At 58.5% G+C, this 21,054-nt stretch carries 20 protein-coding genes; 10 read left to right on the top strand and 10 right to left on the bottom strand.

Annotated features, from left to right (window positions below):
* Window positions 1–121: 121 nt before the first annotated feature.
* The 3 genes from M9920_13990 (at window position 122) to frr (ending at window position 3,508) form a co-directional block, all read left to right on the top strand.
* Window positions 122–1,429: a homoserine dehydrogenase gene (locus M9920_13990; protein ID MCO5053397.1), complete on the top strand. Its 1,308-nt coding sequence runs from the start codon at window positions 122–124 to the stop codon at window positions 1,427–1,429.
* Window positions 1,426–2,805 carry a threonine synthase gene (thrC, locus tag M9920_13985; protein MCO5053396.1) on the top strand — a complete coding sequence of 460 codons (1,380 nt, stop codon included), beginning with the start codon at window positions 1,426–1,428 and terminating at the stop codon, window positions 2,803–2,805. Before M9920_13990 ends, thrC begins: the two co-directional genes overlap by 4 nt.
* A 142-nt stretch (window positions 2,806–2,947) precedes the next feature.
* A complete protein-coding gene (gene frr, locus M9920_13980) occupies window positions 2,948–3,508 on the top strand; it encodes a ribosome recycling factor (protein MCO5053395.1) in 561 nt (186 codons plus the stop codon).
* Between the two features lie 11 nt (window positions 3,509–3,519).
* On the opposite strand, the gene M9920_13975 is transcribed toward frr, so the two are convergent.
* Window positions 3,520–3,837, bottom strand: coding sequence for a septum formation initiator family protein (locus M9920_13975; protein ID MCO5053394.1), 318 nt, complete (start codon window positions 3,835–3,837; stop codon window positions 3,520–3,522).
* A 107-nt stretch (window positions 3,838–3,944) separates the two neighbouring features.
* Between M9920_13975 and M9920_13970 the strand changes: the two genes are divergently transcribed.
* Window positions 3,945–4,589, top strand: a complete 645-nt coding sequence (locus M9920_13970) for a YIP1 family protein (GenBank protein ID MCO5053393.1) — start codon at window positions 3,945–3,947, stop codon at window positions 4,587–4,589.
* Here M9920_13970 and murQ read toward each other — a convergent pair.
* On the bottom strand, window positions 4,543–5,457 hold the full coding sequence (gene murQ / locus M9920_13965; GenBank protein ID MCO5053392.1) for an N-acetylmuramic acid 6-phosphate etherase: 915 nt from the start codon (window positions 5,455–5,457) through the stop codon (window positions 4,543–4,545). The two genes, M9920_13970 and murQ, sit on opposite strands and share 47 nt — an antisense overlap.
* A 1,367-nt stretch (window positions 5,458–6,824) precedes the next feature.
* On the opposite strand from murQ, the gene grpE reads away from it, so the two are divergent.
* Genes grpE through M9920_13950 form a run of 3 tightly spaced genes read left to right on the top strand, consistent with a single transcriptional unit; the run spans window position 6,825 to window position 9,350 of the window.
* Complete coding sequence (grpE, locus tag M9920_13960; protein MCO5053391.1) at window positions 6,825–7,415, top strand: nucleotide exchange factor GrpE; 591 nt, start codon at window positions 6,825–6,827, stop codon at window positions 7,413–7,415.
* Window positions 7,416–7,445: 30 nt separating this feature from the next.
* Window positions 7,446–8,585, top strand: coding sequence for a molecular chaperone DnaJ (gene dnaJ / locus M9920_13955; protein MCO5053390.1), 1,140 nt, complete (start codon window positions 7,446–7,448; stop codon window positions 8,583–8,585).
* Between the two features lie 15 nt (window positions 8,586–8,600).
* The gene (locus M9920_13950; protein MCO5053389.1) at window positions 8,601–9,350 is read left to right on the top strand and encodes a 16S rRNA (uracil(1498)-N(3))-methyltransferase; all 750 of its coding nucleotides are present in this window, start codon (window positions 8,601–8,603) and stop codon (window positions 9,348–9,350) included.
* A 62-nt stretch (window positions 9,351–9,412) separates the two neighbouring features.
* On the opposite strand, the gene M9920_13945 is transcribed toward M9920_13950, so the two are convergent.
* The 3 genes from M9920_13945 to M9920_13935 all read right to left on the bottom strand — a co-directional run bounded on the left by M9920_13945 (window position 9,413) and on the right by M9920_13935 (window position 12,044).
* Entirely contained in the window at window positions 9,413–9,805 is a 393-nt protein-coding gene (locus M9920_13945) for an NADH-quinone oxidoreductase subunit A (protein MCO5053388.1), read from the bottom strand.
* 126 nt (window positions 9,806–9,931) lie between these two features.
* Window positions 9,932–10,144, bottom strand: coding sequence for a DUF2905 domain-containing protein (locus M9920_13940; protein ID MCO5053387.1), 213 nt, complete (start codon window positions 10,142–10,144; stop codon window positions 9,932–9,934).
* Between the two features lie 10 nt (window positions 10,145–10,154).
* Window positions 10,155–12,044, bottom strand: a complete 1,890-nt coding sequence (locus M9920_13935; GenBank protein MCO5053386.1) for an ABC transporter ATP-binding protein/permease — start codon at window positions 12,042–12,044, stop codon at window positions 10,155–10,157.
* Between the two features lie 309 nt (window positions 12,045–12,353).
* On the opposite strand from M9920_13935, the gene M9920_13930 reads away from it, so the two are divergent.
* Both M9920_13930 and lpxA read left to right on the top strand, forming a co-directional pair.
* A complete protein-coding gene (locus M9920_13930) occupies window positions 12,354–13,685 on the top strand; it encodes a bifunctional UDP-3-O-[3-hydroxymyristoyl] N-acetylglucosamine deacetylase/3-hydroxyacyl-ACP dehydratase (protein MCO5053385.1) in 1,332 nt (443 codons plus the stop codon).
* Window positions 13,686–13,696: 11 nt separating this feature from the next.
* Window positions 13,697–14,464, top strand: coding sequence for an acyl-ACP--UDP-N-acetylglucosamine O-acyltransferase (gene lpxA, locus M9920_13925; protein ID MCO5053384.1), 768 nt, complete (start codon window positions 13,697–13,699; stop codon window positions 14,462–14,464).
* A gap of 9 nt (window positions 14,465–14,473) precedes the next feature.
* On the opposite strand, the gene aroC is transcribed toward lpxA, so the two are convergent.
* Window positions 14,474–15,553: a chorismate synthase gene (gene aroC / locus M9920_13920; GenBank protein MCO5053383.1), complete on the bottom strand. Its 1,080-nt coding sequence runs from the start codon at window positions 15,551–15,553 to the stop codon at window positions 14,474–14,476.
* 265 nt (window positions 15,554–15,818) lie between these two features.
* Between aroC and M9920_13915 the strand changes: the two genes are divergently transcribed.
* The gene (locus M9920_13915) at window positions 15,819–16,601 is read left to right on the top strand and encodes a histone deacetylase (protein ID MCO5053382.1); all 783 of its coding nucleotides are present in this window, start codon (window positions 15,819–15,821) and stop codon (window positions 16,599–16,601) included.
* 28 nt (window positions 16,602–16,629) lie between these two features.
* Here the strand turns inward: M9920_13915 and M9920_13910 are convergent, their stop codons facing one another.
* From M9920_13910 to M9920_13895, 4 genes are all read right to left on the bottom strand, one after another.
* Complete coding sequence (locus M9920_13910) at window positions 16,630–17,991, bottom strand: hypothetical protein (protein MCO5053381.1); 1,362 nt, start codon at window positions 17,989–17,991, stop codon at window positions 16,630–16,632.
* Window positions 17,992–18,094: 103 nt separating this feature from the next.
* Complete coding sequence (gcvT, locus tag M9920_13905; GenBank protein ID MCO5053380.1) at window positions 18,095–19,243, bottom strand: glycine cleavage system aminomethyltransferase GcvT; 1,149 nt, start codon at window positions 19,241–19,243, stop codon at window positions 18,095–18,097.
* An 88-nt stretch (window positions 19,244–19,331) separates the two neighbouring features.
* A complete protein-coding gene (locus M9920_13900; GenBank protein MCO5053379.1) occupies window positions 19,332–20,048 on the bottom strand; it encodes an FAD-binding oxidoreductase in 717 nt (238 codons plus the stop codon).
* A gap of 135 nt (window positions 20,049–20,183) precedes the next feature.
* Complete coding sequence (locus tag M9920_13895) at window positions 20,184–21,002, bottom strand: ParA family protein (GenBank protein ID MCO5053378.1); 819 nt, start codon at window positions 21,000–21,002, stop codon at window positions 20,184–20,186.
* Window positions 21,003–21,054: the final 52 nt, after the last annotated feature.

Genomic DNA, 21,054 nt, shown 5'->3' with positions numbered 1-21,054 from the left:
TCCAATCAAGGCTGACGCATGGAAAGATTCCCGCATTTTGGTAACATCACCGCTTGAACCGCGTTTCAAATCAAAATTGAATTGTCCGCGACGGCGCGTCCCGGCAAGCTGAAGACTGATTATGCAGCAAGTAAACGTAGGGATGTTGGGCGGGGGCACGGTCGGTAGCGGGGTCTATCACGCCTGGGAACAGAACGGCGGACTGATGGCCGCACGCTTGGGCGTCAAAATTAACTTTCAGAAAATCGCCGTCAAAGCATTCGACGAACCTCGACCTTATCAGATTCCCACGGCGCGGCTGACCACCGACTGGCAGGAGGTCGTCCATGACCCGCAAATTCAAATCGTCGTCGAACTGGTCGGCGGAACCGGTCTTGCGCGGACCATGGTCCGCGCCGCGTTGCAACAGGGAAAAACCGTGGTCACGGCCAACAAAGCGTTGTTGAGTGAGTGCGGGCCGGAGCTCTTCGCCGCCGCCATGAAAACCGGCGCGAACCTGTACTACGAAGCCAGCGTCTGCGGGGGAATCCCCATCATCAAATCGTTGCGCGAAGGTTTCGTCGCCAACCAATTCTCCGCCATCTACGGCATCGTCAACGGCACTTGCAATTACATCCTCTCGCGGATGAAGCAGGAGGGCGCGGATTTCGCCGCGGTGCTGGTCGAAGCGCAAAAGCAGGGTTACGCGGAGACGCCGCCCGATCTCGATATTGACGGCAAGGACGCGCTGCATAAAACCGGGATTCTGGCATCGCTGGCGCACGGCTTCTGGGTGCCGGCAAAAAAGATTCACACCGAGGGCATCCGCAACGTGTCCGCAATTGACATGCAGTTTGCCGATAAACTGGGCTACACCATCAAGCTGCTGGGCATCGTGAAGAAACTCGCCGACCGCAAAGGCGGCATCCAGGTTTCCGTGCATCCCACTTTGATTCCAAACGCACATGTGCTGGCCAGTGTGAACGGCGTGTTCAACGCCTGCTTCGTGCGCGGCGATATTGTCGGCGACACGTTGTTCTACGGTCGCGGCGCGGGCAAGGACGCCACCGCCAGCGCGGTGTTGAGCGACGTGGCTGATGCCGCGCTGGATTTGAAACTCGGCACGAAGATCCGGATGGCGCCATTCAACGCGTACACTCGCGGCGGCCGTATCCGGCCGATGGCCGAAATTGTGTCGCGTTATTATCTGCGTTTGAACACGGTGGATAAACCCGGCGTGCTCGCGAAAATCGCGGCGATTTTGGCGCGGGCAAAAATCGGCATCGCTTCGGTGATCCAGCCCGAAGGCCACCCCGGCAATTACGTGCCGCTCATTCTGATGACGCACGACGCCAGCAATGCCGCCATGCAAAAGGCCTTGCGCCAGATCGCGCGTTTGCCCGTGATCAAAGGCCATCCCGTCATGTTCCGAGTCGAAAACTTTGAATGATGTCAGCACTACTTTTCCACAGCACGAATGGCCAGTCGCCCGCCGTTGATCTGCGTGATGCGGTTTTGCATGGCTTGGCGCCGGATCGCGGACTGTACCTGCCGCAAGCGTTTCCGCAATTGACGCGCGATGAAATCGCGGCGTTCACCGCCCGGCCCTACGCGGAAATCGCGTTTCGAGTGCTCAGCAAATACACGCAAGGCCTGGTGCCCGACGCGGCTCTGGCGGAGATGTGCCGCGCCGCCTACGATTTCGAAATCCCACTCGAAAGAATTGACGGTCGCGTACATCTGATGCGGCTGGATCAGGGGCCGACCGCCTCTTTCAAGGATTTTGCCGCGCAAATGATGTCGCGACTGATGGGATACTTTCTGCAACAAACGCGTCAGCAGTTGATCATTCTGACCGCCACCAGCGGCGACACGGGTTCAGCCGTCGCGCACGCGTTCCATAATATTCCCGGCATCCGCGTACTGGTGCTGTTTCCGTTTGCGGAAGTCAGCGTGAGTCAGCGCAAACTCATGACGACGTTGACCGGCAATATCCGCACCATCGCCATTGATGGAAAATTCGACGATTGCCAGGCGATGGTGAAGCGCGCCTTTGCCGATCCCGCGCTGCGGCACCTGCCACTGTCCTCGGCCAACTCGATCAACATCGGGCGCCTGCTGCCTCAAAGCGTTTATTATTTTTATGCCGCGTCGCGTTTGGCTCAACCCGGCGAGCCGATGGTATTTTCCATCCCCAGCGGTAATTTTGGCGACATGATGGGCGCCGTCGTGGCGCGTGAAATGGGACTCCCCATAAAAAAGATCATTGCTTCGGTCAACGACAACGACGCCTTTCCGAAATATCTCGCCACGGGCCGGTACACCAAGGTCGTTCCCTCGCGCAATTCACTCTCCAACGCCATGAACGTCGGCCATCCAAGCAATCTCGCCCGCTTGATTGCGGTTTATGGCGGGCAGATGGATGAAACGGGAATCATCCATCGCGCGCCGGATTTGGAGCGCATGCGCCGCGAGTTGTTTTCCAGTTCCGTCAGTGACGAGCGGACGCGCGTCGCTTTCCTGGACTTTTGGCACAAGTTCCAACTGCTGCTCGAACCGCACGGCGCGGTGGCCTGGCAAGGCTTTCAAGACTGGTTGCAAACTGAAGCGCTGGACGGGCGGCCCGCCGTCATCCTCGAAACCGCCAACCCGGCGAAGTTTCCCGAAGAAATCCGCAAAGCTTTCGGCTGGGCGCCCGACGTGCCCCCACGCATGGCCGAACAAATCAAATTGCCTGAGGACTTTGATCGCTCGACGCCGGACTACGTAGCCTTTCGCGATTACCTGGTGGAACACTACGCGAACCATTCCAGTCGGCGCGATTAAACTACACGGCCCCCGTCGCCGAATTGCGATTTGTCCAAAAGGGTGAGCGGCATCTGTCACCGCTTCCTCGACCTTTTACTGGAATTGTCTTCGATCAAAAACCAGTCCTATACAATCGCCCGGGATTTGTTAATTTTTGCCCATGGCGCTTGATGACATTTTACTAACGGCCGAAGAGCGAATGGAGAAATCCGAGCAATCGGCCTTGAATGAGTTTGCCAGTGTGCGCACGGGCAAAGCCTCGCCGGCACTCGTCGAAAACATCCTGGTGGAAACCTACGGCTCGCAAATGCGCATTCGCGAACTGGCCACCCTCACCACTCCCGAGCCGCGCACCTTGGCCGTGCAGCCGTGGGACGTTTCCACCCTGCCCCACATCGAAAAGGCGATTCAAAAAGCGAACCTTGGACTGTCGCCGGCCGTGCAAGGCAAAGTGCTGCGCATTTTCTTTCCCGAACTGAGTCAGGAACGCCGGATGGAATTTGTCAAAATTATCAAGAAGATGGCGGAGGATGGCCGCGTCGCCATTCGCCACATCCGCCGCGACGCCATGGAGCAGATTAAAAAGTCCGCGCACGACAGCGGCGTGGCCGAGGACGACGTGAAACAGGCGGAAAAGGAACTGCAGAAACTCACCGATACTTACACGACCAAAATTGACCAGCACCTGGCGGCAAAGGAAAAAGAATTGCTGACGGTCTAAGCCCGGGGGCGTCAGGGAGCGCGCAACGCATTCGTGCCTTCCTCGAAATGAATTACTGTCTCGCCCGGCTTGGCGTAGCCGAATTTCTCCCGCACCAACCGCTCCACCGCTTTGGGATCGTTGCTTTGTTGAATGGTCGCGGTCAGTTGCCGTTGCTCCTGGGTCTTCGCGGAAATTTGCCGGTCCAACTTTAGAATCTCGCCACGCATCGCCTCGTTCTGGCGAATCAGCGGCAGATACGAGATGCCGACGGCCACTAAAAACGCGACCAGCAGCAACCCCATCACGACCCGCGTGAGTTTGTCCCAAATGCTGTCCACTCCGTTCACCCCGCGAGTTAAGCACGCTTCCCCGCGCAACGGAAGAAATAATATGCCGGTGAACCGCCGGGTATTTGGTTGAACAGTTTCCAATTCATCAGATATTCTGGCCTACCATGATTAAGGCGTTTTTGCTGATTTTCCGGCCCATGGCGACGTGGAATAACATCGCCGTCGCCAACCGGAGCGTGCTCTACATTTTCTTTCTACACGTGTTGCCGCTGATTCTGCTGACGTCCTTTGCCGAAGGTTACGCGCTCACCCATTGGGGCAAAACCCACGGGGCGGACGGCAAACACATTAAAATTTATTCCGTTTCGGAAACCGTTACGTTGGAAACCACCATCAGTCTGGTGTACATCGGATTGGTCTTCCTGGTGGCCTCGGCGGCGCGCTCGTATTCCAGCACGTTTCATCGGCGCGCCACGTTCACTCAGGCGTTTACCGCCATCGGATATGGCGTGCTGCCCTTTTTCTGCTTTCGTTTGCTGGATATGTGGAACGGTCTGTTCCCTTGGATTCCGTGGGCCATCGGCATCGTGTTGACCATCGGCGTGATCTACACCGGCCTGCCCTGTCTGCTGCGACCAGACCCGCCGCACGCCTTCGGCCTGTACGTCATGTCCAGCTTGACGCTATTCATCGCCTTCGGTTTGTGGCGATTGATCACCTGGCAATTCTTTCTGGGCCGCCTGCCGGATGTCGAAAGAATTATCACGCAGCTCGCCGGGAGCGTTGCCGGTGGCGTACCGCCGCCCTGATCACCCATTGCTGCTTCACCAACGCTTCCCGCGCGGCGTCCGCGTCGCATCCCGTCAACGTCTGCATCATCCGCACCGCTCGCTGGCGTAACTTCGCATTACTCGGACGCACATCCACCATCAGATTACTTTGCACCTTGCCGATCCGCACCATCGCCAGGGTGGTGAGCAAATTCAAAATCAGCTTGGTGGCGGTGCCCGCTTTCAACCGGGTGGAACCCGTTAAAACTTCCGGCCCCAAATTGGTTGCCAACACCAGATGCGGTCGCCAGGATCGGGGAATCTCGAGATAAGGATTGAAGCAGATCAACATCGTCTTGGCGCCACGACTTTTTGCTTCGCGCAACGCGCCCCAAACAAAGGGCGTCGTTCCGCTGGCGGCGATGCCCACCACCACATCCCGCGCCGAGACGCGCCGCAATCTGATTTCCCGCGCCCCAGCCATCGCGTCGTCCTCCGCGCCTTCCACCGCCTGCCGCAACGCCACGTCGCCCCCGGCGATGATGCCTTGCACCAGATTCGGGTTCGTGCGGAAGGTTGGCGGACACTCACTCGCATCCAACACGCCCAACCGTCCGCTCGTGCCGGCACCAACGTAGATTAAACGACCCCGCTGACGAAAAGCGCGCGCCACGACGCCAACCGCCCGCGCCAGCAAATCGGTTTGTCGCAACAACGCGCGGGTTACGTTTGCCTCCTCGCGCAACATCAATTCCACCGCGGCCTGAACCGGCAGGCGATCCAAATGCAGCGAACGCGGATTGCGCTGTTCCGTTGGCGAAAGCCGGGTTGAACGGATGGGAGGCGGCGCCACCTGGATGGTCGCGGCGGATTTCCGAACCGACTTTTGTCGCACCGAAACATTCATGTCGGGATTGTTTCAATTCCGTCGAAGAGCGGCAAATCATTCCGCCGCTGAAATGCGGTAGCGGCGGTCTATGACCGCCGCAAGCTCCAGCGACATTTGGAAAACAAGCAAGCGACGCTCATAGAGCAACGCCACAAACTAAAAAACCAGGTCCAGCAGCCAGGGGATGGCCGCCAGACCCGGGGAATTTCGATTAGTTCAAGCGCAAGACCAAGTAGAACTTCAACATCGGTTTGAACTAATAACCGATGTTAAATTGTAAAAAACTTCAAAGAACAACCAACCCACGCCGTTGGCACATCTCAACACCAACGGAATGTCACTGAGAGGTCAGACAGCGTTGCGAAAAATCCGTTCAAAAAATTATTCCTTTCGTCATCGCGCCGCCGCAAAAATGTCGGGCTTCCAATTTCAAACCTCGATGCGTTTCTGTCGAAATGGTAGCGGCAGGCATCTGGGCCGCCCAGAAAAATACAACCGCGAAAGACACGAAATACACGAACGGGAAGACAAGGGAATGATTGGCAAAGGAATGGGCATTGGGGGAGCACCGCCGTCTCGGCGGTAGTCGTTCGCGTCTCGCGGACGACATCCGGTTCTGATAGCTGAATCCGGTAGGGCGCGTCACTCTGTGCGCGCCGGGAAATACGGAACTGCGGCGGGGCGCCGCAGCCACATTGTTGGCCGGACACACGCTCACGTCGCCAGCGTCGTTATATCGGGAAGGACGACTTCCACGTTGTCCCCAACTAAATCAGGGACGCGGTGGAACGCGTCCCTCCCCAGGGAAAGTACAACCGCGAAATACACGAAATACTCGAACGGGAAGACAAGGGAATGATGGGCAAGAGAATGGGGAATGGGGGAGCACCGCCGTCTCGGCGGTCGTCGTTCGCGTCTCGCGGACGACACCCGGTTCTGAAGTTAAAGGCCACCGAGGCGCAGAGACACCGAGAGGAAGGCGAATTATGAGAGATGATTTGCGAAGAGCGCATTCCTCCTGGGGAAACGGATTAACCACAAAGAACGCATAGAACGCAGAAACCAAGGCATTTCTTTGTGATCTTTGAGTTCTTTGCGGTTTCAGAATGGGGAATGGGGGAGCATCGCCGTCTCGGCGGTCGTCGTTCGCGTCTCGCGGACGACAGTCGGTTCTGATAACTGAAACAGGGTGGGCGCGTCACTCCGTGCGTGCCGTCGGGCAATGCGGAGCTGCGGCGGGGCGCCGCAGCCACATTGTTGGTCGGTCACACGCTCACGGCCACGGCGTGGCGCAATCCCTGTGTCGCAATCCCTGTTGCGTCAATCGCCCGCGTTCCGCTAGACTCAATGCCCTGATTGATTACGTTAAGAGCCGTTTGTCCCGAATGAAAAAGCACGAAGAACCAGCGCCCGTTCCGTCCGCCACCGAAACTCCGTCCGCCGCGCCCATCCCGCCAGCCGGTGCGTCCGCGCCGGAGACCGCCCCGCTCACACCGGAACAGCTCGCCGACCTGGAGGCGCGCGCGGCCAAGGCGCAAGAGCATTGGGATCGTTTGCTTCGCGCCACCGCAGATTTCGAGAATTTCAAAAAGCGCGCCCAGCGCGAAAAGCAGGAGGCCATCCGTTACGCCAACGAAAGTTTGCTGGAAAAAATCATGCCGATCCTCGACGCGTTCGAAAAGGCGACCAGTGCCGCGCAAACGGCAGGCCCGGGTGATTTGAAGGCGCTGCGCGAAGGCGTGGCGATGATTCACGCCCAGTTGAAGAACACCCTGACGGAAGCTGGGCTCGAGGAAGTGGACGCGGCGGGCAAGCCTTTTGATCCCACCGTCCACGAGGCCATTTCGCAGCAGGACTCGGAAACGGTCGCTGACGGTCACGTTTTGCAACAATTGCGCAAGGGCTACAAACTGCGCGAGCGCCTGCTGCGCCCGGCCATGGTCATCGTCGCCAAACATCCGGAAGTGAAGGCTTAACGGCGATTCGACGGAGAAAGTTTTTGGGCAATGGCCAAACGCGATTATTACGAGATTCTGGAAATCAGTCGGCAGGAAAGCGCCGAGGGCATCAAAAAATCCTACCGTCGCTTGGCGGTCAAATATCATCCCGATAAAAATCCCGGCGACAAGCAGGCTGAGGAGAAGTTCAAGGAGCTTGGCGAGGCCTATGAAATCTTGAGCGACCCGCAAAAGCGTGCCGCTTACGATCAATACGGCCCGGACGCTTTTGACGCCCGGTCGCGCGCGGGCCGCGGCGGCGGCGGTGGTTTTCACGATCCGTTTGATATTTTCCGCGATGTCTTCGGCGGCGACGGCGGCAGCATCTTCGAGCAATTTTTTGGCGGCGGCGCCCGACAGGATCCCTCCGCACCGCAACGAGGCAATGACCTGCGTTACGACTTGGAAATCTCGTTCGAGGAAGCGGCGCTGGGTTGCGAGAAGGAAATTTCCATCACGAAACCGGATCGCTGCGATAAATGCGACGGCACGGGGAGCGAACCGGGATCAAAAATCCGCACCTGCGAGACCTGCAACGGTCGTGGTCAGGTCATCGCCTCGCGCGGCATTTTCAGCATTGCGCAAACCTGCCCCAAATGTTCCGGCACGGGGCGGATCATCGAGAAACCGTGTCGCGGTTGCAGCGGCTCGAGGCGCAAGGACCGCACCAGCAAGATCACGCTGCGCATTCCCGCCGGCGTGGATGCGGGTTCGCGTTTGCGTTCCTCGGGCAATGGCGAAAGCGGCCTGCGCGGCGGCCCCGCGGGCGATCTTTACGTCGTGCTGCACGTCAAACCGCACGATATTTTCCAGCGTGAAGATGACGACCTGCTCTGCGAAGTGCCGATCAGTTTCGTGCAGGCAACCTTGGGCGCGGAGATTCAAGTGCCGACCCTGAGCGAGAAGGCAACGATTAAAATTCCTCCGGGGACGCAGCCGGGAACGCTCTTCCGTCTGCGCGGCAAAGGCATCAAAAATCTGCAAGGTTACGGCCACGGCGATCTGCATGTGCGCATCAACGTGGAAGTGCCCACCCGCCTGAGCGGCGCGCAGAAAAACCGGTTGCAGGAGTTTGCCGCCGCCTGTGACGAAAAGGTGAATCCCATCAGCGCCAGCTTCTTTGAAAAAGCCAAACGCTGGTTTCGCTAAACGCAATCGCCCGCCATGCGCCGCTTCTTCGTTCCGCCGGAATTGTGTCACGAATCGCGGATTGAATTGACCGGTGATGAAGCGCACCACGCCGCGCGCGTCCTCCGGATTGAGCCAGGCGAACCGGTGACGGTGCTTGATGGCGCGGGGGGCGTGTTCGCTTGCGTCGTGGAATCAACGGCGAAGCAGCGCGTGGAACTGCGGGTTGAACAAAAAAGTTTTGTCCCACGCCTGCCCTGCCAAATAACGCTGCTCCAGGCCGTTCCCAAGGCCAAGGCGATGGATTACATCGTGCAAAAAGCCACGGAACTCGGCGTGGCGCGGATCGTGCCAATTCTATCCGAACGTGTCGTTGTCCACCTGAACGAACGCGAGGCGGCCGACAAGGCGGAAAAATTAAAGCCCATTGCGCTGGAAGCCATCAAGCAATGCGGCTCGCCCTGGCTGCCGCAGATCGAGCCACCGGTTTCATTAAAAAACTTTCTGGCGCGTGGAGAAAAATTTGACCTGCCGTTGGTTGCTTCATTGCAGGAAGAGCAAAGCGCCTTACGGGATTACCTGCGAAATTTTCAATCTCAACCTCAGCGGATGCCGGCGACCGCCGCAATCTGGATCGGTCCCGAGGGCGACTTTTCCCCCGCCGAAATGGATTGGTTGCGGGCGAGCGGTTACCAGCCCATCACCCTCGGGCGTTTGATTTTGCGCAGCGATACGGCGGCCATTGCCAGTCTGGCGGTGCTCAATTACGAACTGCAACAAGCCTAAGCCGAAGCGAGCAAGCGGGGTGACGCCAAGCGGTTGATGGATGGAAGCGGAAGTCGCCGCTCTTAATTGCGCCAGTTAAACGCGCCCTTTTTCAGCGCATAAACGTAGCCAATGGTCAGAATCCCGATGAAGGAGAGCATCGCGCCCAGGATGAGATTTCGCGTGGCCGGGTCTTCGAGCATCGTGCGGTACACCACCGCCCACGGATACATGAAGATGACTTCGATATCGAACAGGATGAAGAGCATCGCCACGAGGTAGAACTTCATGGACATTCGGGTCGTGCCGCTGCCGATGGGCAACATGCCACATTCGTAAGCGGTGTCTTTGATCTTGCTGCCCCCGCCTTTTTTGCCAATCAAATTGGAGATCACAATCATTCCCCCCGTTGCGGCCAAAGCGAGAATGAAGAGCACCAGGACTCCGATGTATTGGAGGATCTGCGTCGTTTCCACGTTGAGAGGGTCAATAAAAACAGCTCGCTCCGCAAGATTTTAAGTGGGAATCAGCGCTGACGGATCGAATGGCGCCACCGAAACGACCGCAACTTTTCAGTTGATCCACCCTCGCAACGCGGCGAATTACCTCCGAAAAAACCACAACAAAAGCGAGATCAACGCGCTGAGGAGCAAACACGTGACGATGGGAAAATGAAAGCTGCCGTGGGTGCGTTCCAGGTGAATGTCACCGGGCAAATGCCCCAACCAGCCCTTGCCGAATCCGGACCAGAGCAACGCCCCGATCGCCGCGAGCAGCAGTCCGACCAGCACCAACGTTTTGCCGAGGTGATCCATGCTGGAAAGCTCAGGGCGTGACTTCCATTCGTCCGAAGCCCTCTTCCACCGTGGCGACATTTTGAATCCGCGCGAGTTTGGCGTAAAGCCCGTTGCTCTGCAGCAGTTCCTCATGCCGTCCGCGCTCGACAATTTCGCCGTGGCGCAACACCAGAATCTGATCGGCGTTGCGAATGGTGCTGAGGCGATGCGCGATCACGAAACTGGTCCGTCCCCGCATCAAGTGTTCCAGCGCTTCCTGAATCAAGCGCTCGGTCGCGGTGTCCACGCTCGCCGTGGCTTCATCCAGAATCAAGATCGGCGCGTTCTTCAGCAGGGCGCGCGCAATGCTGACCCGCTGCTTTTCGCCCACGCTCAACTTCACGCCGCGTTCGCCCACCGCGGTATCAAATCCCTGCGGCAACCGTTGGATGAACTCGTAACAGTTCGCGGCCTTGGTGGCGACCAACAACTCCGCCTCACTCGCGGTCAGCCGACCGTATTGAATGTTCTCCCGGATCGTGCCGTTGAACAGAAACGGCTCCTGACTGACCACGCTGATGTGTTCGCGCAACGAAGCGAGTGTTATTTGGCTGATGTCCTGGCCATCCACCAAAATCCGGCCCGCCGTGGGTTCGTAAAACGCCGGCAGCAAATTGACCAATGAAGATTTGCCCGCGCCGGTTGGCCCCACGAGCGCGATCATCTCGCCCGGCTGCGCTTGCAGGGAAATGTTCCGGAGCACGATGCGATTGTTCGAAGCCGAAACCTTCCCCACTTCCGACCTCGAATCGCCTTCGCCCCATTCAACGGAGTGAGAGGTGGCTTCGTAACTGAAACTCACCTGCTCGTAAACCACCGCCCCCCGCACCGGCTGCCGCAGGGTTTGGCGCACGGATTGCCGTCGCCGCTCCTCCGGCGCGTCCAAAATATCGAAGACGCGTTCACCCGCCGCTCGGGCGCTTTGCAGCATTTGATTCAAACTGTGCAATTGCCCAATCGGCGCGTAAAACATGTGCAGGAACAGAAGGAAACCGACCAACTCGCCGGAAGTCATTTGCCCCGCAATGGTGAAACTGCCGCCCACCCACAGGACCAACGCGTAACCCACCGCACCGGCGAACCCCATGCCCGGACCGTAAACTGCCCAGATTCGCATGATGCCGAGTTGTGCGCGGCGCATGGCTTCGGCACGCGCCCCGAACCGCTCGTCTTCATGCGCCTGACGATTGAAAGCCTTGATCTGACGAACGCCCTGAAGGTTATCCATCAGCAACGCGTTCATTGCGCTCGAGGCTTCGCGTTGCCGCCGGTAACGCCGATGCGCCGTGAGCGTGTACCATAGCGCGCCCCCGGCGAGGATCGGAATCGGCGCGATGGCCACCCACGTCAGGGTTGGATTCATGTAAAACAAAAACGCGGCCACTCCGATAACGCTGAAAATCGCCACCACCCCTTGTTCCAATCCGTCAATCAACACCCGCTCCACGGCGTTGACGTCTTCAATGATCCGGGTCAGCAAATCGCCCGTGGCCCGCTGATCAAAATAACCGATGGGCAGCCGCTGCAACCGCGCGTAAACCGCCCGGCGCATGTCGAAGATGACGTTTTGTTCGAGCTGATTGTTGATGAGAATTCGCGCGCTGTTGAAGAGATCCCGCAACAGGAACGCCGCCAGCAAGCCAATCATCGCGGGCGCCAACCGCTCCGCCTGCATTTTGCCGATCACTTCATCAATGGCAAACTGGGTCAGTTTCGGAAACGCAAACGACGCCAGCAACGACAGCACCGCGGCCAGCACCGTCCCGAGCGCCAACCACGGATAGGGCGCGAGAAAGACCGCCACCCGACGCAGCACTTCCGAAGTCGAACGCTTGCGGGCGGCGAAGTTTGATTCCAAAGCGCGACTGGGATGCGACATGAAATTAATGATCCAAGCGGCGACATCCTGACGCGCCGGTTTCCGCAAAACAGTTTACCCCAACGCCAAACGATCGGCGGTCGGGAAAGGTCGGTTGCGCTTCGTCTGTTTCACCTGAAACCACTTGCACCTCGTCGCGCCGGGGTTGGCGCGGAACTGTTTGAACCCTGTTCAACACCTCATCAGTCTAACGGACACGCGCGGGACGGCAAGGCGCGGACGCGACGAAAGCAAATCCGGCGCTGATTCTCTCGCTTGCCAAGCGCAAGGCGGTTTTGTTTCAATCTGCGCGTGCTACACCAGCAGACTTTGAATCGTTCCGCCAGTTTCTCCGGCAGCGGACTGCACAGCGGTAATCGCGTGAACCTGACCTTTCTGCCCGCCCCGACCAATTCGGGCCTTCGCTTTCGGCGCACGGATTTGGAAGGGCAGCCGGAGATTGAAGCGCGCGTGGAAAACGTGGCCGAGACCAATCGCTCCACCACGCTCGCCAAAGGCAACATCAAAATTCATACGGTGGAACACGTCCTGGCCGCGTTGGCCGGGGCCGGCGTGGACAACGCCATCATCGAGATTGACTCGAACGAACCGCCGATTGCCGACGGCAGCGCGCGCGAATTCTGCCGGCTGGTTCAGTCGGCGGGTATTGTCACGCAGGATGAAGCGCGCGACGTCTATGCCGTGACGGACCCGATTCAGATCGAAGCCGGAGAAACCACGATGACGTTGGTGCCGGACGAGCATTTCAAAATCACCTGCACGAGCGCGGACAAGGACGGTCGCTTCACCCAGTTTTTCAGCACCGACCTGACGCCCAAAACCTGGGAGCACGAACTGTCCAACGCCCGCACTTTCTGCTTTTACGAAGAAATCGAGTATCTCATCAAAAACGGTCTCATCAAGGGTGGCAGTCTGGAGAACGCGGTTGTGATTCGTGATGACGCGGTGCTGACGACCGAACCGCTCCGATACGCCAACGAATTTGTCCGCCACAAAATGCTCGATATCGTGGGCGACCTTTCGCTCGTCGGCAAACCGATCCGCGGCCATCTGATCGCCGTCAAACCAAGCCACATGGGCAATTGCGAACTCGCGCGGCAAGTGGTGGCGCAAATGCAAAAGCCCTTGCGCGCGGCGCAAACCTTCGTGCCGCCGCCGGCCCCGGCCAAACCCGCCACGCCGGCGGAGATTCCGGCGTCGGGCACCGGCGCGGTGGACATTGACCAATTGATGAAATGGCTGCCGCATCGGTACCCGTTTTTGCTCGTGGATCGAATTCTCTCCATCGAAGGCAACACGGTCACCGGATTGAAATGCGTTTCCATCAATGAACCGTTTTTTCAAGGACACTTTCCCGGTCACCCGATCATGCCGGGCGTGCTGCAACTGGAGGCCATGGCGCAGGTGGCCGGATTGTTCATGCTGAAACAGGGTGAAACTTCGGCGCAAACCGCCTATTTCATGGCCGCGGACAACGTCAAATGGCGGCGGCCCGTGTTACCCGGCGACGTGTTGATCATCGAAGTGGAGATGACCAAGCTCCGCGGTAAAATCGGCAAGGCCAAGGGCGTTTGCAAAGTGAACGGAGAAGTGGCGAGCGAAGCGGAGGTAACCTTCATGATCTCCCCGATCTCGCTCTAAATCGCTGGGCCATGATTCATTCCACCGCTGTCATTCATCCCGATGCCCGGATCGGCGCGGACTGCGAAATTGGTCCGTACTGCGTCGTTGGTCCGCATGTCGAACTGGGCGACCGATGCAAGCTATATTCGCACGTCGTCATTGACGGCCACATTCGGTTGGGTCACGACAACCAGATTTTTCCGTTCGCCAGCCTCGGTTTGCGCTCGCAGGATTTGAAGTGGAAAGGCGGCGTAACGTGGGTGGAAATCGGCAACCATAACACCATCCGCGAAGGCGTCACCGTGCATAGCGCCACCGATGAAACCGCAGCCACGCGGATTGGTTCGCACAACAACCTGCTGGCTTATACGCACATCGCGCATGATTGCCAGTTGGGCGATTACATCATCATGTCAAACTTCGCCGGGCTGGCCGGTCACGCCGTGGTGGAAGACCATGCGGTGCTGGGTGGTTACGTGGCGGTGCATCAATTTTGTCGCGTTGGTAAACTGGCCATGATTGGGGGCTGCTCGAAGATCCGGCAGGACATGCCGCCGTTCATGTTGGCCGACGGCAGCCCGGCGCGCATTCGCACCATCAACAAAATCGGCCTGGAGCGCCACGGCGTCAGTGAAGCCACGCAAAGCGCCCTCCGCCACGCTTACAAAATTCTGTTCCGCGACGGATTAACCACGTCCAACGCCCTGGAAAAAGCGCGACAGGAAGTGCCGTCCAGTCCGGAGGTGGAACATCTCCTCGGGTTCGTCGCCACGAGCGAACGCGGAATCACCCACTGACCGCCCGCGTCATCCGCACTGCGCCTTGTGGCGCAGCGCATGATCCACCAGCACCAAAGCCGTCATGGCCTCCACCAGCGGCACGGCGCGCGGCAACACACACGGATCGTGCCGACCGCGCCCTTTGAGCGTTGTGTTTTCGAATTTGGTGGAAACCGTTGGTTGCTCGTGCATCACGGTGGCAACCGGCTTGAACGCCACGCGAAAATAAATCGTCTCGCCATTGCTGATGCCGCCTTGAATGCCGCCGGAACGGTTGGAGGTAGTCCGCACTTTGCCGTCTTTCATGCGAAACGGATCATTGTGTTCCAACCCCGTCATGGTCACGCCGCCAAACCCGCTGCCCACTTCGAATCCTTTCGTCGCGGGCAGACTCAGCATGGCCTTCGCCAGATCCGCTTCTAACCGGTCAAACACCGGCTCGCCCCACCCCGGCGGCACGCCGCGCGCCACGCCGGTGATGATTCCACCGATGGTGTTGCCCTGACTGCGGGCCGCCTCAATCAACTGGATCATCTTCTGGGCAATGACCGGGTCTGGACAGCGCACCAGATTGGATTCGATGTCGGCGTAGCGCAGTTTTTCCACGTCCACTTTCATGGAAAGGTTTTGCACCTGCGAAACGCACGCCAATACTTCCACGCCAAATTTTTCGCGCAAAATTTTCTTGGCGATTGCGCCCGCCGCGACGCGCCCGACCGTTTCGCGAGCGCTGGTGCGGCCGCCACCCGGCCACGCCCGGATGCCAAACTTGGCTTGATACGTGTAATCCGCGTGGGACGGACGAAACTTCTCGGCCATCTCCAGATAAGCTTCCGGGCGTTGATCGGTGTTCTTCACCCACATGGAAATTGGCGTGCCCAAGGTTCGCCCTTCGAACGTGCCGGAGAGAATCTGCACCGCGTCCGTTTCCTTGCGGGGCGTCACAATGGGCGATTGTCCCGGGCGCCGCCGGTCCAAATCCGGTTGCAGATCCGCTTCCGTCAGCTTCAGACGCGGCGGGCAACCATCCACAACCACGCCAATTCCGGCCCCGTGCGACTCGCCCCAGGTCGTGATTCGAAACAGTGTGCCAAATGAATTCGCCATACATCGAGTGTGCGGAAAAAGCGAAACCGGGTCAAACGCGGTTCTGTCCCGCTTATTGCAAAAGTTAAAAACCCGGCCCGTTACCAGAATTCCCCGTTTTAACGCCGCTACCATCTGACCGTTTAACGCCACCCCCTCCGCATTTCAGCGTGACGATTCGCGTTACATTCTATTTCATCAGGGCGTGTACGTTATTACCGATGATCGCTGTACCGGTTACGAAAGCCACGGGCATCCCGAGCGGCCGGCCCGAATAACTGCCACCGTGGCGAGGCTGATCGAGCCAACGGAACTCGATCTCACCTGGGTGGCGCCCGAACCCATACGCGATGAAATTCTCCTCCAAACCCACTCGGCAGAGTACGTCGGCCGACTGCGCGCGGCTCAGGATTTTGATGCGGACACGCCGTGGTTTCCTCGTATTGAAGCCATCGCCCGCCTCTCCGCCGGCGCCGCTCTGCTGGCACTGGAACACGCGCAAGCGGGCCAATCCGTTTTCAGTTTGATGCGTCCGCCCGGCCACCACGCCACGCGGCTGCACCCGATGGGTTTTTGTTATCTGAACAACATCGCCATCGCGGTACAACATGCGTTGCGGAAGGGAACGCGGCGGGTGGCGGTATTTGATTTTGATGTGCATCACGGCAATGGCACGGAAGATTTCCTCCGTGACGTGCCCGGTGCGGCTTTTTATTCCGTCCACGAATATCCGTGTTACCCCGGCACGGGGGCGACCAATGTTGGCAACAACTGCTTTAATTATCCGGTGGCGCCCCACAGCTCGCGTGAAATTTATCGGGCGGTGTTGGGCGAGGCGCTGGATGATTTGCGCGGGTTCCACCCGGAGCTGATTGCCGTCTCCGCAGGCTTCGACGCTTACGCGCAGGACCCACTCGCCAACAGTCCGTTATTGGCCAAGGATTTCCACTGGTTGGGCGCCGAACTGCGGCGCATGGGCGTTCCCCTGTTCAGCTTGCTGGAAGGCGGTTACAGCGACGCCCTGCCAGAACTCATCCTTGCTTATTTGAAAGGGTTGGCGGGGAAATAAAACCCCAGCCGGGCGCGGTTGAACGGGCTTAGTTAAAGCGCGGCGACGTTCGATCCAGCTCGCGCTCTTCGGCAACCTTGCGGCGCAGCAAAGACAAGGTGGCTTTCGTCAACTCGCGCAACTCGCCAGTGCGCGATTCCAGGTCGCGTTCCAATTCCACGATGCGCCGTTCGTAGGCCTGAATCCGCTCCGGCAGCTTCAACGCCACAAAGCGCGCTTCCAACTCGGCCAGTTCCTGCTGCGCCTTGTGTTGCGTTTCCAAAAGCGCGTTGCGCTGTGAATAAAGTCCCTGCACCAGACTTTGCTTGGCAAATTCCGTCAACTCCGCCAGCGCCTGCTCCTGCATGCTCGTTCCAGCGACTCTGGCCGATGGCAGCAGCGTGGTGGAAGTCCCTTCCGTCGAGGCTGGAGTCCTGACACGATGCCGTTTCAAAAGCAGCGCCACCCAGAACAATAACGCGGCGATCAACACCAACGCGCCCGCAATCCAACCATACCAAATTTCCCGGGGCGAGACGGCGCTGGCGGGAGCGGCGCCGGGCACCGCCGTCGGCGTGGCGATCAGTTCCGAGGCGATCAATTGCAAGCCTCCCGGAAAGTCCGGAACCACCACCCGCGCCTGACCGATCAGTTTGCCGTGGTTGGCTCGCGGGGTCGCATCGCTCGCGCGTCCATCCTCGAAATTCCAAAGTCCAACCAATCCCGGCTCGCTGCCCGCCAGCCGCCGGTTCATATTTTTGCGAATCTGCTCAGGCGTGCGTTGATAGTTCCAAACGCGCACCTCGTCAAGCTGCCCTCGAAAATCCTGGTCAATCGGATTCAGCGTGAGGCCGCGCCCCAGCCGGTTGGTTTGCACGCCTTGAATATCGGCCAAAGACGCGGCGTTCGTGTTCAAGGCCACCACTTCGCCGTTCAGATATAACTTCATGCCGCCCGAACCCGCCACCGCCGCAATGTGCATCCATTCATTGCTCCGCAACACGCCGTTGGCGCGAGCCACATAGTTAAATCGCTGCTCGTTGTTGATGTATTTGGGGTAGAGATTAAAGCGCAGATCCGGATCGGTGAAATGATTGAACACACTCATCGAGTTTTGAGCGGCACCAAACTCAAAGAGGCGCGAATACTTGTTAAACTGCGCCCACTTCGCCCAAACCTCGACGGTAACCTCCTTCAAGTCGTGGAAAATATCCGGCGGCAATTCGACGTAACTGCCATTGCCATCCAGCTCCAAAACCCGGTTTTCCGCCAGCTCGGTCCGCGCCGCCAATGGCAGCAAAATTAGCGCAAGCAGAAAGCCGCCGAATTGTCGGAAGCGAATCGCACGGACGCGCCGGTGGTGGCCGGACGGTTTGTCAACCGTTGGACGGGGCAGGTTTTCACAATTCACGGTGGCGACTTATACGGTTTCCTTGCACTGTGGCGCAAGAGCGTTCTCAAAAAGTTTCATGGTCAACCGTTTGGCGGCGGCAGCGTGCGCGCGAAGGGACTCCTCATTGCGCCGGCGGTTGCTTGGGTTTGTAAATCGGCTTGCGAACAATCACGGCGGCGGCCCGACGGCCCCGCGCTTCAATCTCAATCTTCGTATCGGCTTTGGCCCATTCCGGCGGCACGTAACCCAGGCCAATCCCGATCCCCAGCGATGGACTTTGCGTGCCGCTGACCACCTGTCCGGCAGGCGCACCGTTGATCCAAATCGGATAGCCGGGACGCGGCGGCGCGGCCTTTTCGGTCAGCTTGAAAGCGATACATTTCTTCTTCACGCCATTGGCTTTTTGTTCGGATAAAACTGTCCGCCCGATAAAATCGCCTTTGTCCAGGGCCACAAAAAATCCAAGCCCGGCTTCAATCGGCGTGGTGTTTTCATCCAGCTCGTGACCGTAGAGCGGATAACCAACCTCCGTGCGCAAGGTGTCGCGCGCGCCCAAACCGCAGGGTTTGATGCCGAACGCCGCGCCTTGGGCCAACACCGTGTCCCACACCCGCTGGATGGCCGGGCCTTCCCCCACGATTTCAAATCCATCCTCACCCGTGTATCCGGTGCGCGACACCAACACGCTGCCGTTTTCAAAAACGAAACCGCCAATCTCATTCTTTTTCAAGTCCGTGACGCTCGCCACGCGTTTGGCGGAAACCGAAGCGCCGGAAATGCAAGCGTTGATAAACTCCTTCACCCGCGGCCCCTGCACCGCCACGGCGGAATAATTGTGCGACGCATCGGTCAAATTCAAATCCGCGCCCGGTGACTTGAACTTCACCGCCTGCGCCTGCAACCACGCCGCATCCGCTTGCGTCCGGGAAGCGTTGACGATGAGGAAATAAATTCCCGTGGAAAGTTGATAAACGTAAAGGTCATCCAGCACACCCCCGCGCTCGTTGCACATCAGCGTGTATTGCCCCAGTCCGGGCGTGAGTTTGCGAATGTCGTTGGTAAAAACGTGGTTGAGAAATGCTTCCGCCGCGGCCCCGCTCACCGTGATTTCGCCCATGTGGGAAATATCAAAAATACCCGCCGCCTGGCGCACCGTCTGGTGCTCATCCATGATCGAGGTGTATTGCACCGGCATTTCCCAGCCGCCGAATTCGATGAGCTTGCCGCCGGCTTTTTGGTGCGTCGCGTAAAGAGGTGTGCGCTTTAACATAAGAGCTGAAATTAAAAAATAAACGCCGTCAAGGCGACCGGATAACGCGCCACCGGGTCATTTAACCAACCGGGCGGCTTTCCACGGATCAACCCCACTTTTCTGTCTTCATCTGCGCTTTGGGCACGTTCAAACCGTGCAGCACCAATTCTTCCGTCGCCTCCACCAGCGCGTTCGGGCCACAGGCGTAAAAAACCGTGTTGGCCAGATCGTGAACGTGTTCCTTGATCCAGGACGCGTGGATGCGCCCGCGCCGACCGTCCCACGGATCTTCCTCACTCAAGCGAGTGCAGGTCACATAAAAATTAAAGTTGGGATTCGCCAGCGCCAGCTCGTGAAATTCCTGTTTGAAAATGATGTCGTTGGTGGTGCGCACACTGTAAAGCACCGTGAGGCGCGTCTCCAATTTCCGCCGGGTCGCCTCCCGCGCAAACGCGCGAAACGGCGTCACGCCCGACCCGCCCGCAATGCAAATGAGATGTTTGTTCGGTTCGAGGACCGGCAGAAACCGACCCGTCGGCGGCAGGACGAACATCTTGTCGCCCGGCTTGGCCCAATCCACGATCCGCGTGCCCATTTTGCCATCGCGTTTGACCGTGACCTCGTAAGCGCCGCGATCCAGCGCGCAAGACGATAGCGAATACGCACGTTTGTAATTCGGCGTGTCCGGCCAGTACAACGTGATGAATTGCCCCGTCAGAAAAGTGGGATCATGCCCCTCCGGCCACTTCAGTCGGAGGGTCTTGGTATCCGGCAGTTCCGTGGTCACGGTTTCAATCAACATTTCTACAGGTTCGCGCGCCATAAAAAATCGAGATTATGATATTCGACGGTTCTGTAAAGTTATTACCTTGGATTGCCCGGGCCGAGCGCGTTGAAAACACACTCGTCATTAAACCAACCGGTGTCTGGCTCAATCCCAGCCACAACGAAGCAACCGCTACTGAGCGGAAGCCGCGCTTACACTGGTCGCCGCAACCCGGGGCAATTGCAGACGCGCGGCGATTTCGCCCGCCAACACTTCATACGCGGCGGCGCTGGCGCTGTATTTGTCGTAGTAAATAATGGGTTTCCCGAAACTCGGCGCTTCCGCCAGCTTCGTGCTGCGGGGAATCACCGTTTCAAACACCCGCTCGCCCAGCAGATGGCGCACTTCGTCCACCACCTCACGCGAAAGCTTGGTCCGCGCGTCGAACATCGTCATTACCACGCCAAAAATATCCAGGGCCGGATTCACGCCCGCCTCACGCAACTGACCGAGGATTTTGCTCATCAGCGAAATTCCCTCCAGCGCGTAATACTCGCACTGCAGCGGCACCAAAACTCCGTCCGCCGCCACAAACGCGTTCAACGTCAAAATCCCGAGCGACGGCGGACAATCAATCAGAATTAAATCGTGCTGCCCCGACTCGCGAATTGGTTGCAATGCCAACCTGAGCCGTTGCAAATGATTTTCCGACCGCGCGAGTTCCACGTCCGCCCCGCACAAATCCACTTCGCTGGGAATCAGCGCCAGGCGCTCGAAGGCGGTCGCCTTGATTTTTTCCGCCAACGGACTTTCGCCGAACAGCGGCCGGTACGCGCTGGCACCTTCGATTTTATCCACGCCCAACCCGCTGGTGGCATTGGCCTGTGGGTCCAAATCCAGCAGCAAAATCCGGTGTCCCAGCGCCGCCAGACACGCCGCCAGATTGACGGATGTGGTGGTTTTGCCGACTCCGCCCTTTTGATTTGCGACCGCGATGACCTTGGTTGGCACAACAAAATTAAACGCCAGGCAACGCAAGGTTTCAAGCACTGAACCATGCCAC

Source organism: Verrucomicrobiia bacterium, from assembly GCA_023953615.1.
Classification (GTDB): Bacteria; Verrucomicrobiota; Verrucomicrobiia; order Limisphaerales; family JADLHS01; genus JADLHS01.
This window is presented reverse-complemented; position numbering and strand designations above follow the sequence as displayed.

Bases quoted from the DNA above. Each gene is read 5' to 3' on its own strand.
- frr (MCO5053395.1), top strand. From the start codon at position 2,948: ATGGCGCTTGATGACATTTTACTAACGGCCGAAGAGCGAATGGAGAAA.
- murQ (MCO5053392.1), bottom strand. From the start codon at position 5,457: ATGAATGTTTCGGTGCGACAAAAGTCGGTTCGGAAATCCGCCGCGACC.
- M9920_13990 (MCO5053397.1), top strand. From the start codon at position 122: ATGCAGCAAGTAAACGTAGGGATGTTGGGCGGGGGCACGGTCGGTAGC.
- gcvT (MCO5053380.1), bottom strand. From the start codon at position 19,243: ATGTTAAAGCGCACACCTCTTTACGCGACGCACCAAAAAGCCGGCGGC.
- M9920_13935 (MCO5053386.1), bottom strand. From the start codon at position 12,044: ATGTCGCATCCCAGTCGCGCTTTGGAATCAAACTTCGCCGCCCGCAAG.
- M9920_13940 (MCO5053387.1), bottom strand. From the start codon at position 10,144: ATGGATCACCTCGGCAAAACGTTGGTGCTGGTCGGACTGCTGCTCGCG.
- thrC (MCO5053396.1), top strand. From the start codon at position 1,426: ATGATGTCAGCACTACTTTTCCACAGCACGAATGGCCAGTCGCCCGCC.
- dnaJ (MCO5053390.1), top strand. From the start codon at position 7,446: ATGGCCAAACGCGATTATTACGAGATTCTGGAAATCAGTCGGCAGGAA.
- M9920_13900 (MCO5053379.1), bottom strand. From the start codon at position 20,048: ATGGCGCGCGAACCTGTAGAAATGTTGATTGAAACCGTGACCACGGAA.
- lpxA (MCO5053384.1), top strand. From the start codon at position 13,697: ATGATTCATTCCACCGCTGTCATTCATCCCGATGCCCGGATCGGCGCG.
- M9920_13950 (MCO5053389.1), top strand. From the start codon at position 8,601: ATGCGCCGCTTCTTCGTTCCGCCGGAATTGTGTCACGAATCGCGGATT.
- grpE (MCO5053391.1), top strand. From the start codon at position 6,825: ATGAAAAAGCACGAAGAACCAGCGCCCGTTCCGTCCGCCACCGAAACT.
- M9920_13970 (MCO5053393.1), top strand. From the start codon at position 3,945: ATGATTAAGGCGTTTTTGCTGATTTTCCGGCCCATGGCGACGTGGAAT.
- aroC (MCO5053383.1), bottom strand. From the start codon at position 15,553: ATGGCGAATTCATTTGGCACACTGTTTCGAATCACGACCTGGGGCGAG.